Source organism: Bacillus sp. FSL K6-0268, assembly GCF_038005425.1.
In the GTDB taxonomy this organism is placed as follows: domain Bacteria; phylum Bacillota; class Bacilli; order Bacillales; family Bacillaceae_G; genus Bacillus_A; species Bacillus_A thuringiensis_S.
In genome coordinates, this window is the sequence record NZ_JBBOTF010000001.1 from 1,350,974 (window position 1) to 1,367,400 (window position 16,427).

Here is a 16,427-nt window from a genome sequence, read left to right on the forward strand (position 1 = left end):
ATCTATCACTGTAGTCAACACAGCAAAAAGGACAGGAATTCCCTGTCCTTTTTGTTTATTCTGTTCATGACAAGTTCGGGATTTTTCTATGTTTTGTCGCCTGTTCAAAAGCGTAAGCTAGCTTAATTAATATCCCTTCACTAAAGGCAGTACTTGCAATCGTAATTCCAAAAGGTCTCCCGCTTTCCATATACCCTGCTGGTATTGCTATAGACGGATAACCCGCTTTCGCACATATAGTAGAACCTATATAGGAAGGAAACAGTATCGCATCAAGATTATATTTTTCCAATGCAAAATCAATGCCTTGTTCTTGAGAAAAATATATATCTTCTAATCTCGCATTTAAATATTCTGGATTTCGTAACGTATTAGGAAAATCTTTTCTTCCCTCTAACTTAGTTTGTCCATATTTTAAAGCTCTTTCTGCCATGTTTTTATTAAACTCCATTAACTCCGAAATAGAATGTACCGGAATAATAGAACGTAATTTAGAAAGATAGTTATCTAAACTATGCTTCAGTTCATAAAGCGGAACTCCCCAACTCCATTCTCTATGAAAAGAATGAATATCAATATTCTCTACTACTGCCGCTCCCTCATTACGTAATACTTGGATCGTTTCTTTAAACAATTTTTCATCATACTCACCATTTTCGTAATAATCTTTTGGTGCGTCGTTAAACACACCAATTTTCGCTCCATTTAAACCATTAGCATCAAGGTAAGATGTATAATCCTGATATGCCCTACCTTCACTTTTACGAGTTGCTACATCTTTCTCATCCACTCCAGTTAAGCTCCCTAGTAAAATAGCGGCATCTGTTACTGTTCTAGCAAATGGTCCAGCTGTATCTTGCGAATAAGTGAATGGAATAATTCCTCTACGACTAATTAGACCGACAGTCGGTTTAATGCCAACTACAGAGTTTTGAACAGCGGGGCTCAAAATAGAAGCATCGGTTTCTGTCCCAATAGATACTACTGTAAAGTTAGCGGCAACTGCTATCGCAGAGCCTGTACTTGAGCCCCCAACAAACATACCATCCTTACCCGTTCCGTATGGATTAATTGTTTGACCACCTCTTGCACTATATCCAGCCCACATTTTAAAAGACATTGCATTTGCTAATTCTGTCATATTCGTTTTTCCTATTATCACGGCCCCTGCTTCTCGCAGTTTAGTAACGAGAAATGCATCTTCACTACTTATATTTTGTTCTAGAGCAATCGTACCTGCACTTGTATGCATGGAGTCATTCGTTTCAATATTATCCTTAACCAAAACAGGTATACCATGTAGCGGACCCCTTACACCCTTTGTCTTTCTTTCATGATCTAACGCTTCTGCAATAAAAATAGCATCTGGATTGATTTCTAAAATTGAATTGATTTTCGGTCCGTCTTGATCATACTTTGCGATTCTATAGAGATAATACATCACTAGCTCTTTTGAAGTTAACTTTCCAGATTCCATTTCATTTTGAATATCTTGAATTGTTAGTTCCGTTTTTAAGATTGGATTAAACTGAATTTCCATTTATATTCTCCCTTATATGAACTTTTTTAGCGTATACCCCTTACTTTTTCATTTTTTCACCTCAACACATCCTAAATTAATATCCCTTTAAAGAAATTCAATTTCCTTATTTAAACACCTTTAATTTCCCGAAAAATAAAAAAAGTCTGAAACGGATTAACCTTCGCTTCAGACTCTTACATTACTGTGCGTATACTTCATCTAACAAATGTAAAAACTCACCTTGTTTCCCAGCTAATTCAGGGCATTTTGCAATATTAATCCATTCGTAGCAAAATACTAATCCTTTATCTTCCTCACCAGCACTTACAATATGTTCCCAAGTATCCTTTACATCTGTTAGTAAAGTTACATGGAAAAAGTGGCGTTTTTCATATTCCTGTTTTTCTTTCATATGTATAATGTAATCTGCTAAAAAACGCTCTATGCATAAATGACGCAATCCGGATTCTTCCTGTACTTCACGCAATATAGCCGCTTCTAACGTTTCACCTTCATCAACCGTTCCCCCTGGCACTTGAATACCAGCTTCATGTATATCACGATGTTTAAAAACAAGTAATTGCATAACCCCCTCTTTTTCTCTTGTAATATATGCATGTACTTTTTTCTTATATAATATCGTCATTGTACGCCTCTCCCCTCAATTGTTCACTCTGTTACTTCTTCAAGCGTCAGTTGATTATCATACAAATATGTAGCTTGTGGATTTCCCACATACCTTACGTGCCATGGTTCATACCGATAGCCCGTAATCGTCTCTTTCGCTTTTGTGTATCGAATCACAAAACCAAATTTATGGGCATTTTCAGAAAGCCACTGACCTTCTTTCGTTTCCCCAAAAACCGTCTCTAACTGAAATTTAGCAGATTGAGACGTAATATCCATAGCTAGTCCAGTTTGATGCTCACTTGTACCAGGAACCGCGCTAGACATTGCTGTTTTTGCTTCTCCATCTTGTTTTTTATACATCGTATTTAATGCTTTTTGTCGATCAAAAGATCTAAATCCAGAAACTGCAAACAGGAAAATACGCTCGTTGTCAGCCTGCTGAAACATATCCTCAAGCGCCCTCGCTGCCTCTTTTCTCATCTTTTTCTTTTCTTGATCACCTTCACTAGAGTAGCGCACTTTCGGAATAACTAAATCTGGCGGTCTATACCCATCTGGTAAACGCCTACTTTTATTCACAAGTACAAGCATTGAATTCGGATTATTAATTACCGCAATATCCCCATCCATATTAGCAATCGTTTCTTTTGCTTTCGGAAATATGCTATTTACACTTACTTCCCGCGCCTGCTTATCCTTATACATTTTATAATTGATTCCTGCTACTCCAACAATAATTATTGCAGCTATGATACCAAGTAGTGCCCATCTTTTTTTCATATAACGACCTCTTATTTTAATAATTTGGCCATTTCATACTCATCGATGCCCTTTCCATCGATAATAAGAGCAGCTTTTTTGACACCTTCTTTCTCAAATCCAGCTTTTTTATATAGTGCCTGAGCTCTTGTATTGTGGGCCATTACTGTTAATTCTAAACGCCATACATCATGTAATTTTGCCCACTTCTCAACCTCTTTAAACAATCTCGTCCCAATACCTCGCCCGTTATACTCTTGCAAAATACCAATTACAATGGTTGCTACATGCCTCTTTCTTTGAATGTTATTTCCATTCACTAATATAAAACCTACTATCCTCTCATCTTCAACTGCTACAAATATTGTTGCATATTCATTTTCTATAAAGCGATGGATCATTTTTTCTTGTTGCTCAGCTGTAGTTTTTCTTTCTCCTGGTTCATATAACATAAACTTCGTTTCTTCATCTAATTGCTTACTTAATTGCAAAAATGATGCTGCATCTTCTATTTCGATTTCCCTAATCACTTCAATCACCCTACCAGTTTCATAATAAAAAGTTTTCCTTATAAAAAGATTTTCTCTACTTTCCCGAAAATCCCTTTGTAAATCTCCTACTATAAATTGACAAATTTCGATATTACTATAACAACGACAAATTATGTCTATTCTGTGACGTCTCATCATTACAAAGAAAAAACGCAAGCATTACACTTACGTTTTTTCAAAAATACTGTGAACTCATCTTCATCAGGTGAGGTCTCTCACCAATTTAAATTTCACTTTATCCATTCACTTTTTCTGCCTGCCAAAAATATTCACCAAATGCTTTAGCAAGTGCATCAATTGATCGATTCAATTCTTCCTCTGTATTATCTACACCGCCAACTTCTATTAATATCGCTTGTCCTGATAGGTCTTGATTATAGATTCCATTTCCTGTCTGGAACCCTTTTTGAATGACCCCACGACTCACTCCTGGATATTTCTTATTAATCGCCTCATGTAAAGCTGTCGCTAATTGTAAGTTTTTTTCATAGTTTTTATTTCCTTTCCCTACTACAAATGCAAGCTTTGCATATGATTTATCTCCAATTGTTTTTGTCGTTACATTCTTTCGGGCACTATCACGATGCAAATCAAAAAAGTATTGAAGATCTTTATTTCCAGCCATAGCTTGCTGCACAATTTCTCGTGACATCTTATACGAACTATTACTGTTTAAACCTTTACTTATTAACTTTTGACCAACATCACTCTTATCGTTAGTGGCGCCAATTCCTTCACCTTCTAGTTGTTCACGGAAACGGTCTCCTAATATAGAAATATTCGATACAGAACTCGTTGCTTTATTCGGATTCGGGTCATTCGTTAAGTTAAGTAAAGGTAAATAGGATTCCCAGCTATGTGTATGATAAATAAACGCAACTTGTCTTTTCCCGGTCGTTTGGGACGGCTGTTTTTTCTCTTTACTCGTATCTTGTTTAGGTGCTTGTCCAGTTCCACTAGTCCGTTCCTTCACTACTTCTTCAAGAGGGACACTCGACTCTATCGGTAAGTTAGAATAATTTGTACCCTCACCCGCAATAACAATTTCTGTATCGTACTTACCAAACCCAGGGAGCTCTTTCCCGACAAAACTGCGTACATCATTAAAGCGAATATTTGTAGCCATAGAAAAGAGAAAAGAAGAAATTGAAAAATCTTGATTCAAATTTCGATACTCCTGTGTAAAATAATGATTCTCTTTTCCAAGTACATACATGTAACCATTCATCGATAACTCATTTAACCAATTATATAAATACGTTGACTTCGTCTCTTTCATAGAGGTTACCATCATACTAATAAGAAAAAAAGTCGCTAGCACTGTAGTAATAACAAATAAAACTAACTTACGCATGCTTGTAAACTTCATAAAAAAAAAGCCCCGATTCATACTATCACCTCTCTATTTCAAGTTATGTACAAGCCCTAGAGAATAGACCGTTAAAATTTCGGCTATATTGTTAATGAGGTGAAATGAATTGAAGCTATTAATAGGAATATTACCAATCGCTCTATCATTCATTTTTTATTTGTCCGCTAAGCATCCAAAAGTCTCTATTGTGCTACATATTTCTGCGTACTTGGCACTGTATGTACTCGGTACAATTATTTCCATTAATATATACGATGTTTTAATACAAGATTTAGTTTTCATGACAAGCATTCATGGAATTTTACTGAATCCATTTTTCCTTATTGCAGGAGCGTATATAGGAACTTACACTTTGTACCTACTTTTGTCTCACATTATTATGAAAATAAAAAATGGAGCGTAATGAAATGCAACCACCATTTATCTGTCATACATGCAAAAAAAGAATTGTAAGAAAGAAAGATCTTATTACAGCCACATGGTGCTTCCGCTTTTATTTATTTCACAGTGATTGTTTTAAACGACAGCAAGTGTTCATCTCACGGTTTCTCCCTGTGAATACACTTTTCAATTTCTTTCTTATTGTATATGGACTTATTTTTGGCAGTATTCTTATGATTACAGAACCATCTATTATTTGGCTGACTTTCTTTTTCCCCATTTTTTATCGGTTTCTTTCTTATTATTATGTTGAACGTTTTTTCTCTACATAACGAGTTGACTGTCCTTTAGGAATGCTTAAACATAGCCACTCATTTTCTTTTAACATTTTACCGATGTAAATAATCTGTCCAATATGCAATGCATAATGAGAAATTTGCCTTTCAATTGCTTGCAGGACCGTATGAGCTTCACCACGAATGTATACCGTCTTCAATAGATGTTCCGGCAATATCGTATTCATCGTATTAAAAACGTATTCCCATCCTTCTTGCCACGCTGCAAGGGCTTCCTTCTTTGAAGAATAGCCTCCTTCAAATTCACCATCTCGGTCACGATCAACTTTTTCACCATCAGATGTTAAAAAATCCGTCCATCTAGAACGCATATTACCATGCAGATGCTTTATAATAATCGCTATACTATTTGTTTCTTCATGAGAAGACCATTGTATTTGTTCGTATGATAATTGAGAAAGTGCCCGTTCCCCTTGCTTCTTTGTTGCTTTAAAGTTCGAAATCGCACATTGTAAATATTCTCGTCCGATACCCATATTAGCCCCTGCCTTCACCCTAGCTAATTTTTGTTCCATTTGGCAATTCCATATTAGGCTGAAGCAACACAACATCATCAGCTTCAGGAACGCCGCCAAGCACAAGCACTTCCGATTTAAATCCAGCTACACGCTTTGGCGGGAAATTTACAACAGCAACAATTTGTTGACCGACTAAACCTTCTGGGCTATACCTTTTCGTAATTTGAGCACTTGACTGCTTTATCCCAATTTCTCCAAAATCAATTTCTAGTTTAATCGCTGGAACTCTCGCTTCTTTAAATTCCTCTGCATGTATTACAGTTCCAATTCGCAAATCCAAATTTAAAAAATCTTCAAAATTAGCCATTTTATCATTCCTCCCAATTATTACTTAGACAAAATATAAAAATCCCCTTCAAAAAAAGAAAGGTGCCTAAGCACCTTTCTTTTGTAATTTACTTGATTCATTTGATTTATAGAGGAAGAAACCGAGAATCCCGCCAATACATGATGGAATTAACCATCCGATTCCTTCGTTATATAACGGTAACATTTGTAGTACATTAGAAATCACGTCAATTTTAATGTTCGCACTTTCTAAACCGTTAAAGAAACTAATTAACAATGCACCTAAAATAGCTCCAATATAAATTGTATTACGCTTCCCAATCCACTTATGGAAATACGAAAGTACGATTAATACAATTGCAACTGGATAAATGATCATTAACACAGGTAATGTTACGGCGATTAATTGTGTTAAACCTAGGTTAGATACAATTAAACTAAATACACATACCATTGTTACAATCGTTTTATGTGAAAGTTTTGGGAATAAGTTTGTAAAGAAACCCGCACACGCAGATGTTAACCCAACAGAAGTTGTTAAACAAGCGAGTATAATAACAAGCCCCAATAAAATTTTACCACTCGTCCCATATAGCTCATTTACAACATTCGTTAAAATAAGACCACCGTTTTCTGAGACACCAAGTGATGTACTTGTTGAACCAAGATAAGCAAGTGATAAATAAATTAACGTTAAACCAAGTACAGCAATAATACCTGATACGACTGTTATTTTTGCAATTTGACTACTCTCTTTTATCCCTTTAGAGCGAATAACTTGTACAACGACAATTCCAAATACGAGAGCACTAATTGCATCCATCGTTAAATATCCTTGAATAAATCCACCAAAGAAAGCATTTTCTTTGTAAGCAGCTAACGGCGCAGCCGGCTCTCCAATTGGATCAATAATTGCCTTTCCGACAATAACAGCGACAATTAATACCAATAGTGGCGTAAGAAACTTTCCGAACCAATCCACTAATTTAGATGGATTTAATGATAAATACCACGTTATTCCGAAGAAAACTATCGTGAAAAGAAATAGCATGTACCACTCTGAAACCATTGCCTCTGATAAAAACGGCTTCATACCCATTTCAAACGAAACAGCTCCAGTACGCGGGATTGCGAAAAATGGTCCAATTGCTAAATAACTAATCAATGGGAAAATAAACGCAAATATAGGGTGGACTCTAGAAGACAGCGCTTTCAAGTCCCCCTCTACAAACGCGACAGCTGTTACAGCTAGTAGGGGTAATCCGACTCCCGTTACAAGGAATCCTATTGTAGCAATCCAAACATTCTCTCCTGCTTGTTGACCTAAAACTGGCGGAAAAATTAAATTTCCTGCTCCTAAAAATAATGCAAATAGCATTAAACCAATTGCTACCGTATCACCTGGCCTTAAACGTCCCTTCATGCTCTTCATTTGCATAGCACTTTTCCATTGTTTATCTCTATATTTTACAATATGCTATGCATCCTCCTCTCTGCTCAAGATGATAAAATATGCCCCTTACAAAGCAGTGTCTTTCTCCATAATTTCTCCATTCCCCTTATTTTTACTCTAATCATTAATACAATTGTTATTTTCGAATTTTGATTTTTTTGAATTTTTAAATCATTAGAGTGTTATTACGTGGAGTATAGTTGTCAGACCTCTTTGTTTTTATCACACATATAGTAACATATTTAGTTGCAAAATAAAAACATATTTTCAAATTGATTTTTTTGAAAATCGAAATTATCTACAATTTTTATTCTCTTACACAAATATTGTTACAATCTCTCCTATTATCCTATCGTTATTTTCAAATAACTTTACACACGTAACATAACAAAAGCCATCCAAGATAATTAGATGGCTTTTGTATGTTACTCTATCGTTTCAACTTCACGTGGATTTTTCATCTCTTCCACATACACAACTCTAAATCCGTGATCTTCTAAATCTTTCAATAATGTCTCTAATTCACCGTCGTTAAACTCTTCTCCTAATGTAAACATAATTCTACGAACTAATAAGGCATCATTATCAAAAGTCATCAAACTTTGAATACCAGTGTATTTCTTTAAAACTGTCGATAACTTTTGAATTGCTCCATTATAGTCTTGCGTTCCAATCATGACAGAGTATTTACTAGAGTGAACGCCCCATGCATCCTCTAATAACTCAAAAACTTTTTTATGCGTTAAAATTCCAAGGAAAATCCCTTTTTCGTCAACTACTGATAAATATGGCAATTTTTTTATTGTAAAAAATACTTTAAAGAAAGATGAATCTTCTCTCACAAATCCTTCTTTATCGTTTAATAATTGTATTACACTCTCATCAAGCGATCCTTTATATTCTAAAATATCTACTTTATATATATTCCCTAAAAATTTCTCTTTTTTTTCATCTAAAACTGGTACACAACGATACCCCGTTTTATTTAAATGCTCTAACGCTTCCCCTATCGTAATCGAACTTGAGCACAGTAAAACTTCCCTTTTCGGCACGTAATTCCCTTTAATCCTCATAAAAAGCCTCCTTATGTTAAAATACTTTCTGTGCCATAACTATATTATATTTTCAGAAAAAAATAAATAATTTATTTTATTTTTCTGAAAATTTTCCATTTTCTTGTCATAATTTATTCATGAATCCTTCACTTGCACTTTCTTCAGCATCTAAAACCCTTCCTCTGAATTCTGAATCACTTCAATGTATCATTTGTACGGACCTAGTTGCTTTTTAGAAAAGTAATGATTTGTCTCCTTACTTTTCATTAATATATTTCCTTTTATAATTAAAAAATAGGTAGCTATTAGAAAGTAGATCACCCCAAATAACCAATCCAAATTTGTAGCCAGATTGTGTAAAAGAATATATCTCATATATACATAACCAATTGGAACATGTAGTAATACAACCGCACCTAATCCCGGATTATATATTGTTTTAGCTTTTATATTCGCAAAAATACCATGCCATATGAATTGAAAAAATCCCATTAAAATAGGTGCCAACCCAAGCCATATTATATTTTGAAAGAAAACCGGGAGTAAATAAAAAACATACGTAATCAAAATATTTATTACCATAGCAGATTGCGTATTTAATGGATAGCGATCTGGTATATCACTTTTAAATATAACTACATTAAATAGACCAGCAAAATAACCTGGCCAACGATACTCTTCAAATTGATGCACTAAAATGGCCACAAAACTTAACCATAACAGTACTTTCATTTCACTCATTTCTCCCAAATTCGCGACTAAACAAACTACGACAACAATAGCGACCACTAATCCTATATCACACCAATGCTTTCTAAAGAAACTAGCCATCTCTATCACCCACTATCTCAATTTTTATAAAAATAGCGTTCAATTAGGAAATCAATCTGTTTTTCTACAGATGGTACTTTTATATCTGCCCCTGATTCGAGAATTGGCATCATTAATGTGGGAAGAAAAATAGATCCAAATATTTGTACTGTCATCATCATTAAAATTTCCTGATCCGTTTCATTCGTTATTTCGCTCAAAATATTCTTCACTTTACTAAAACCTAGCCTCTTCAAAAAATCCCCATATTCGTATTGAGATGTAAATGCCGTAGTTCCCATTGCAATAATCTTCCTAACTAACTTCGGATATTGCCGAATTACTAGTACATAATCCAATAAAAATATTTTTAATCTTTCTTTTGCTGGCACTGTAATATTATCTAAAATAGAAAAAGTGCCTTGAAAGCTAATTAATAAGACTCTAATCGTCTCACTAATCAACTTTTCTTTTGAACCAAAATGGTAATTTACAAGCGCGATATTTACATCTGACAATGCTGCAATTTTTCTTATCGTTACCCTTTCAAAACCTTCTGTTTTAATTAATTCCAATGTTGTATTTAAAATCTTTTCTTTCGTTGATACGTTTTCATTTCCCTCCAATTTATATCCCCCCTCTAGAATTTATTAGTTAAACAAAGATTTAAACACCGTTTAATTACATGGTATCACTTTCAAATTAAAAAAATCTATTTAATCCTTTCGACACTTCCCTACATTTCTCTTCATTCCATACAAAAAGTGTGAAAATGCAAAACTGTTCACGCTTTTTGTATTCGTACTGTTACATACCCGTTTCTGCTTTATATTTCATACATAAAATAGATTTCTAAAAAGAATTTAAAACTATCCATCTACCGATACTTAAAGAAAAATATATTGTAACTTGCTCCAAAAACGGCTAAAATAAGAATAAGAATTTTCTGAATATTCCAAGAGTAGGTGGTTATATGTCCTTATTACGCTCACATATATACAAATTAATAATTGGTGTTATTGTTATTTTTGCCATAAGTCCAATTCCAGCTCTTTTTATTACACACAATTACTCTTATCAAAATGGATTTATTAGCATTTTTCAAAACTTCGCACAGCTTTCTTCTATATCAATTCCAAAGGTTGATTGGATGCATGAATCTATCTTTTTCTCAGCAAATCAAATGATACATACTTCTAATCATTCAACACCATTATTCCCTTACATATGGGAAATATATTTTATATCGATTGTTCGTTTTACTTTTACCCTTGCGATCGGATTTTTCATAAGTTTGGGTATCGGCCATTTATTTTTCAAAGTACCTAACTCGTTTAAAAAGTTTACTACTGTATTGAATTGGATACCTTACTCTTTTTGCACTGTAGTATTACAATGTTCAGTCTTATTACTACTTCTATACGTCGCACAATTTATAAACCTTCCTTACTACTCATCTTTTATCATCGTATGTAGTACTTCCATGATTATCGTTATGCAAGCAATAAAAAAATGGATTCCTTTCTTGAAAAACACAAATGAATATGAAATAAAACATGATTCTTTTCTTGTGGATACATTGTTTTTGGCGCTTACTTCGAATCATAAATCAATTTTAGGTTCCATTATTCTTTCATTCGTTTTTATGGAATGCGTTTTTCATACAAGTGGACTGTTACAATTTATCGTTCAATTTGGCGGAAATTCACCCATAATTGTTACAATAGGCTTATTACTACTCTATATCCCATATAGCATACTTTCTTTTCTTCAAACACTATGGACCACAAACTACTCCAAGCAACAGTCATATACTTTAACAAGAAGTGTTCCAAAACCTTAATTTGAAATTACCCTCTATAATCTAAAAGTAAGGGGTTATTCCTTTTGTATAGCGGACAAAATAACAGCAAATTCAAAAACTATTACAGAAACATACCAATATTTACCCTTTTCCTTTGACTATTCTTTTCATTTGGATTTATTATAAAAGTATAACATAATTGCAGGAGGTGACATCTTTATTCCAAACCTTGGAATAGAGAACACACTTGGACATATTAAATATTTTTCTCATATTTGTACTTATTCTTATTTCTGGCTTTTTCGTCGCATCAGAATTCGCTGTTGTAAAAGTACGTAAAAGTCGAATTGACCAACTTGCAAATGAAGGTAATAAACAAGCTTTAGCTGCAAGAAGTGTCCTATCTAATTTAGATGTTTATTTATCAGCTTGTCAACTCGGCATTACGATCACTTCTTTAGGGCTTGGTTGGCTTGGTGAACCGACTGTGGAGCATATGCTACGACCGCTCTTTGAAAAAATTAATATTACTGGAACAATGGCTAACACTTTATCTTTTGTTATTGCTTTTAGTGTTATTACATTTTTCCACGTTGTATTAGGTGAGTTAGTTCCAAAGTCTTTCGCAATTCAAAAAGCAGAAGCAATCACACTCAAATTTGCAAGACCACTTATTTTATTTGATAAAATTATGTATCCATTCATTTGGCTACTAAATAGTGCAGCTATATTTTTCACAAAACTACTCGGATTAGAACCTGCGAAAGAAAATGAACTTGCTCATTCTGAAGAGGAATTGCGACTCATTTTAGGTGAAAGTTTTAAAAGCGGTGAAATAAACCAAACCGAATATAAATATGTAAATAACATTTTTGAATTTGATGATCGAGTTGCGAAAGAAATTATGGTTCCTCGTACCGAAATGATTTGCTTATCTACTGAAAATACGTTAGAAGAAAATATGGATATCGTCGCTACTGAGAAATATACACGCTATCCAATCATTGAAAAAGATAAAGATGATATCATTGGGATGATCAATACGAAAGAAGTATTCCATGATCAAACGAAAGGTATTTATAAACCACTTGAATCTTATATACATCCTGTTCTAACTGTATTTGAAACAGTTCCAATTCGTAAAACGTTAGTCCACCTTCAAAAAAATCGCGTTCAGATGGCAATCGTTATGGATGAATATGGTGGCACTGCCGGACTTTTAACGATGGAAGATATTCTTGAAGAAATCATTGGAGAAATTCAAGATGAATTCGATGCGGATGAACCACCTATGATTGAAAAACGTACACCTAAGCTTACTGTTGTAGATGGAAAGGTACTTATTTCTGAAGTAAATGATATGTTTGGCCTACATATTGATGATAGTGATTTAGATACAATCGGAGGGTGGATTCTCTCTCAAGCAGTTGACTTAAATATTGAAGCTGGCTATTCCATTGAATATGCTGGTTTTCAATTTAAAGTATTAGAACTTGATGGACATCAAGTCAAAAAAGTTGCTGTACATAAACTAGATATTAAAAAGGAGCTATAAAGTGACTGTTTTATTAACAATTTGTATCATTGCCTGTTTCATTGTTTCATTTCTCGCCTTTATTTATCCCATTATCCCTGGCATACTAGCTGTCTGGGCTGGATATTTGATTTACCATTTCGGTATAAATGGAGGAGAATTAACAACTTCTTTTTGGATTATTCAAGTCATTTTCACTCTTTTCATTTTCGTTGCTGATTTTATTGCAAATGGATATTTCTTAAAAAAATACGGTAGTTCTAAATGGGGCGAACGTGTCGGAATGATTTCTATCATTGTTGGATCGTTTTTCTTCCCACCATTCGGACTTATTATCATACCGTTCTTATCAGTATTTATAACAGAACTAGTGCATAAAAAAGCGCCAAAAGATGCCTTTCTAGTTGGAGTCGCTACTGTAGTTGGTTTTTTAAGCAGTACAGTAGCGAAAGCAATTCTCCAAATCATTATGATTATCATCTTCGTATGTTATATCATCTTTTAACCATCCCGACTTCGGGATGGTTTTTTAATATGCAATACCTACTCGGCTATTTTCATATATGTTTTTCTTACATAGATCCCATGCAAAGTGTGCCGTATCACCCACTGTAATTTTTGATCCACCTTCTGGCAATATATCTTTTTCAGTTCGATATACCTCTGTCGCCTCACCATCTATTAAATGTGTCGGACAAACAACTGTCCAACATAAATTATTACTATTACTTAGTACCTTATATGCAGCCAAATGATCTTCTGCTGCTGTTGTCGTTTTCCTTTTGGATTCCGTTGATTGGAAACGATATAAATTTGGATTTGTTCTTGCTTGTAAAATACCGGCTGTTCCTACTGTAATAATTTTATGAACCCCTGCTTCTTCCATTTGCTTTATAATTTGTGGCATACTCTTCGCTAATGTTCTATTTTGATCCGTTCCAAGTGCACTAATTACTATATCACTTCCTTCTATCGCTTTCTTTATATCCTCTTCGTTCAATACATTACCTTCTATAACTCGTAACCTTTCATGTTGTATTTCTATTCTATTTAAATCACGCGCTAATGCAGTCACTTCAGCTGAATCCTTTAATGCTAAATTAATTATATTTGAACCTACTCGTCCTGTTGCTCCCAATATACATACTTTCATTTGTTTTCCCCCTCTTTCATTCTCTTTCTATTTTTCAATAATCTCAATCAATTTACAACAAAAAAGCTTCCTCATATAAAAGAGGAAGCTCTATTATTACATTATTTCTTTTCTTTAGAATCCGTAGACTTCTCAGTTCCGCTTGTTTCTTTATCGTTTTTGTCCTCTTGTTGTGTTGTTGTTTCGTCTTCTTTCTTCTTGTCCTCACCTTTACTACAACCTACCATTAATAAAGAACTTGCAAGTGCCATAGCAGTTAATGATTTAACCCATTTATTCATTTGCGTTTCCCCCTTGTGATAGAATATGTACAACCTCATATTACTCTCTATTTTTAAAGAAGAGATTGAAAAACAGTAAATATACGGTAAATTTTTGTAAATTTTCTGATAACAAAACCTAATTTAAATTTATATATTTCATTTCCAATTGATACACAATAAAACTAGTTTTCCCCTCTCAATGGACGTAAAAAAACTAAGGCGCATACCATTCCGCCTTAGTTTCTCATGCAAACTTTTCATTTTCATATAGATGTGTAATCTTATATTCCTTCTTCATAACATATTGCCACACACTATAAGCGTAACGGTTCATTTTCAAGAAACAATTTTCCAAAAATGAGCGAAACTCCGGATTAGCAACTTCCACTGCAACTTGAGCAAACTTTAAAGCTAATCGTTTCAAGTGCGCAATATAACAGGTTGCAATATGAATATCCCCTGTATATTTACTAACTGTCTCCTTTTCCATTTCATGCAAATCAAACTCCGTTGTTTCACAGGTTATATGCTGCACATTCTCTCCTTCTTGAAAATTTACTTGTTCATTATATGCTTGTAACATATATGGTAAATGGTGCTGTAATAGATTTTTTAATTCTTCGTCTCTGACCTTTCCAGCATACTCTCCAACCTTGTATATTAGCATATAACTATATCTCATTAATTCTTTCATACAGTCCATTAAAGCGCCTCCCTTCTCTTTTGTCCATATGCTATAAATATGATGCTAAAACATTCGCTATTCTTGCTAAAAACCAATCCCATCCACTAATTTTCTCAAAATCTTCTTCAGAAAATCGTTTTGATTTATGAAAGTCTACCTGTAATCGACTCCATACTTCATCAACAACTGTTTTATCATATATGATACAGTTAGACTCGCAATTTAAATAAAAACTTCTATTATCAAAATTCGCTGTCCCAATATCAACAATTTCTCCATCAATGATTGTTACTTTCCCATGAAAGAATCCATTTCGATATTGATAAATCTCCGCTCCAGCATGTAACATATCTTTCAAATATGGATAGGCAGCTTGTTTTAACAATATGGCATCACTTTTAAATGGCACGAGAATTTTTACATTAACACCACGATTTAATGCAGCTTTTAACTCTTTCACCATTTCTTTACTTGGTACAAAATATGGTGTAGCGATAATTAAAGACTTTTTAGCCTTTTTTAAAAGTGTCCCATACTTTTCCCATAAGCCTTTTCCATTTGAAAATAAATATTGATATTTCACATTCCCTAATGTAGGTATACTTTCATGTATAGGCATTTTTTCTCCTGTATCTTCTTTCCAATCTTCGGCGAACTTTCTTTCCATATCCGCTGCACCATCACCATGGATGCGCACGTGATAATCACGCCATGGCCCAAACTTCGGATCTTGTCCAAGGTACTCCTTTCCGATATTAAAGCCACCGACGTATGATATCTTTCCATCTATGGTAACAATGCGTCTATGATTCCGTTGATGCAAAGAATAGAACACATTTTTCAGTTTCAGTTTTTTACTAAATGTAAACTTCACACCGTTTTCCTTTAATCGGCTAATTACCTTTTTCTTCAACTTATATCCGCCTATCCGATCGACTGACAATTTCACTTCTACTCCGCTAGATGCTTTTTTCTCTAATAACTGTAAAAACTCTTGGCTTATTTCATCTTTTCCTACAATATAAAAATGGATATATATATACTTTTCTGCATCGTTTATATCGTCAAATAATTTTCTATATAACTCTTCACCGTTCGTATATAGTTGAAATTCACCTAATCGAACTTGTCCTAATTCATATTCACTAGCCATTTCCTTCCCCATTTCCACATCGATGTTCATCCAAATGAATACACCTATTAAACAAAGAATTATAGCGAAAAAGTGCTTCATGGATAAATTCCTTTCTCCACTTACTGTTATTTCTATATCTTCCCTTTTTTATTACATTA

At 34.0% G+C, this 16,427-nt stretch carries 20 protein-coding genes; 5 read left to right on the forward strand and 15 right to left on the reverse strand.

Annotation, left to right across the window (positions count from 1 at the left end; translation table 11 throughout):
* Positions 1 to 64: 64 nt before the first annotated feature.
* From MHI28_RS06770 to spoIIP, 5 genes are all read right to left on the reverse strand, one after another.
* Entirely contained in the window at positions 65 to 1,540 is a 1,476-nt protein-coding gene (locus tag MHI28_RS06770) for an amidase family protein (RefSeq protein ID WP_000405403.1), read from the reverse strand.
* Positions 1,541 to 1,721: 181 nt separating this feature from the next.
* Entirely contained in the window at positions 1,722 to 2,168 is a 447-nt protein-coding gene (locus tag MHI28_RS06775; RefSeq protein ID WP_340827726.1) for an NUDIX hydrolase, read from the reverse strand.
* A gap of 23 nt (positions 2,169 to 2,191) precedes the next feature.
* Positions 2,192 to 2,932 carry a M15 family metallopeptidase gene (locus MHI28_RS06780; RefSeq protein ID WP_000747643.1) on the reverse strand — a complete coding sequence of 247 codons (741 nt, stop codon included), beginning with the start codon at positions 2,930 to 2,932 and terminating at the stop codon, positions 2,192 to 2,194.
* A gap of 11 nt (positions 2,933 to 2,943) precedes the next feature.
* The gene (locus tag MHI28_RS06785) at positions 2,944 to 3,441 is read right to left on the reverse strand and encodes a GNAT family N-acetyltransferase (RefSeq protein WP_000617571.1); all 498 of its coding nucleotides are present in this window, start codon (positions 3,439 to 3,441) and stop codon (positions 2,944 to 2,946) included.
* Positions 3,442 to 3,697: 256 nt separating this feature from the next.
* A complete protein-coding gene (gene spoIIP, locus MHI28_RS06790) occupies positions 3,698 to 4,852 on the reverse strand; it encodes a stage II sporulation protein P (RefSeq protein WP_001079284.1) in 1,155 nt (384 codons plus the stop codon).
* Positions 4,853 to 4,940: 88 nt separating this feature from the next.
* Between spoIIP and MHI28_RS06795 the strand changes: the two genes are divergently transcribed.
* Both MHI28_RS06795 and MHI28_RS06800 read left to right on the forward strand, forming a co-directional pair.
* The gene (locus tag MHI28_RS06795; RefSeq protein WP_000770731.1) at positions 4,941 to 5,237 is read left to right on the forward strand and encodes a hypothetical protein; all 297 of its coding nucleotides are present in this window, start codon (positions 4,941 to 4,943) and stop codon (positions 5,235 to 5,237) included.
* A 4-nt stretch (positions 5,238 to 5,241) separates the two neighbouring features.
* A complete protein-coding gene (locus tag MHI28_RS06800) occupies positions 5,242 to 5,547 on the forward strand; it encodes a hypothetical protein (RefSeq protein WP_043333388.1) in 306 nt (101 codons plus the stop codon).
* Here MHI28_RS06800 and MHI28_RS06805 read toward each other — a convergent pair.
* The 6 genes from MHI28_RS06805 to MHI28_RS06830 all read right to left on the reverse strand — a co-directional run bounded on the left by MHI28_RS06805 (position 5,520) and on the right by MHI28_RS06830 (position 10,321).
* Positions 5,520 to 6,086 (reverse strand): DUF1572 domain-containing protein, encoded by a 567-nt coding sequence (locus tag MHI28_RS06805; protein ID WP_000435822.1) that lies wholly within the window; start codon positions 6,084 to 6,086, stop codon positions 5,520 to 5,522. The two genes, MHI28_RS06800 and MHI28_RS06805, sit on opposite strands and share 28 nt — an antisense overlap.
* Positions 6,067 to 6,396, reverse strand: coding sequence for a chaperone CsaA (gene csaA / locus MHI28_RS06810; RefSeq protein WP_001263021.1), 330 nt, complete (start codon positions 6,394 to 6,396; stop codon positions 6,067 to 6,069). Before csaA ends, MHI28_RS06805 begins: the two co-directional genes overlap by 20 nt.
* A gap of 66 nt (positions 6,397 to 6,462) precedes the next feature.
* Positions 6,463 to 7,800: a branched-chain amino acid transport system II carrier protein BrnQ4 gene (brnQ4, locus tag MHI28_RS06815; protein WP_395939124.1), complete on the reverse strand. Its 1,338-nt coding sequence runs from the start codon at positions 7,798 to 7,800 to the stop codon at positions 6,463 to 6,465.
* 455 nt (positions 7,801 to 8,255) lie between these two features.
* Positions 8,256 to 8,903, reverse strand: a complete 648-nt coding sequence (gene cbpA / locus MHI28_RS06820) for a cyclic di-AMP binding protein CbpA (protein ID WP_001220522.1) — start codon at positions 8,901 to 8,903, stop codon at positions 8,256 to 8,258.
* A gap of 189 nt (positions 8,904 to 9,092) precedes the next feature.
* Positions 9,093 to 9,716 carry an HXXEE domain-containing protein gene (locus MHI28_RS06825; protein ID WP_000135769.1) on the reverse strand — a complete coding sequence of 208 codons (624 nt, stop codon included), beginning with the start codon at positions 9,714 to 9,716 and terminating at the stop codon, positions 9,093 to 9,095.
* A gap of 17 nt (positions 9,717 to 9,733) precedes the next feature.
* Positions 9,734 to 10,321, reverse strand: a complete 588-nt coding sequence (locus tag MHI28_RS06830; protein WP_000398854.1) for a TetR/AcrR family transcriptional regulator — start codon at positions 10,319 to 10,321, stop codon at positions 9,734 to 9,736.
* A gap of 347 nt (positions 10,322 to 10,668) precedes the next feature.
* Between MHI28_RS06830 and MHI28_RS06835 the strand changes: the two genes are divergently transcribed.
* The 3 genes from MHI28_RS06835 (at position 10,669) to MHI28_RS06845 (ending at position 13,538) form a co-directional block, all read left to right on the forward strand.
* Entirely contained in the window at positions 10,669 to 11,538 is an 870-nt protein-coding gene (locus MHI28_RS06835) for a hypothetical protein (protein ID WP_000055306.1), read from the forward strand.
* Between the two features lie 208 nt (positions 11,539 to 11,746).
* Positions 11,747 to 13,054: a hemolysin family protein gene (locus MHI28_RS06840; RefSeq protein ID WP_000353743.1), complete on the forward strand. Its 1,308-nt coding sequence runs from the start codon at positions 11,747 to 11,749 to the stop codon at positions 13,052 to 13,054.
* Position 13,055: 1 nt separating this feature from the next.
* Positions 13,056 to 13,538, forward strand: coding sequence for a DUF456 domain-containing protein (locus MHI28_RS06845; RefSeq protein WP_000217335.1), 483 nt, complete (start codon positions 13,056 to 13,058; stop codon positions 13,536 to 13,538).
* Positions 13,539 to 13,562: 24 nt separating this feature from the next.
* Here the strand turns inward: MHI28_RS06845 and MHI28_RS06850 are convergent, their stop codons facing one another.
* The 4 genes from MHI28_RS06850 to cls all read right to left on the reverse strand — a co-directional run bounded on the left by MHI28_RS06850 (position 13,563) and on the right by cls (position 16,368).
* On the reverse strand, positions 13,563 to 14,186 hold the full coding sequence (locus MHI28_RS06850) for an NAD(P)-dependent oxidoreductase (protein WP_000861641.1): 624 nt from the start codon (positions 14,184 to 14,186) through the stop codon (positions 13,563 to 13,565).
* A 101-nt stretch (positions 14,187 to 14,287) separates the two neighbouring features.
* Positions 14,288 to 14,467: a hypothetical protein gene (locus MHI28_RS06855; RefSeq protein WP_001045963.1), complete on the reverse strand. Its 180-nt coding sequence runs from the start codon at positions 14,465 to 14,467 to the stop codon at positions 14,288 to 14,290.
* A gap of 226 nt (positions 14,468 to 14,693) precedes the next feature.
* Complete coding sequence (locus MHI28_RS06860; RefSeq protein ID WP_000340541.1) at positions 14,694 to 15,152, reverse strand: spore coat protein; 459 nt, start codon at positions 15,150 to 15,152, stop codon at positions 14,694 to 14,696.
* A gap of 31 nt (positions 15,153 to 15,183) precedes the next feature.
* A complete protein-coding gene (gene cls, locus MHI28_RS06865; protein ID WP_000680093.1) occupies positions 15,184 to 16,368 on the reverse strand; it encodes a cardiolipin synthase in 1,185 nt (394 codons plus the stop codon).
* Between the last annotated feature and the right edge of the window lie 59 nt (positions 16,369 to 16,427).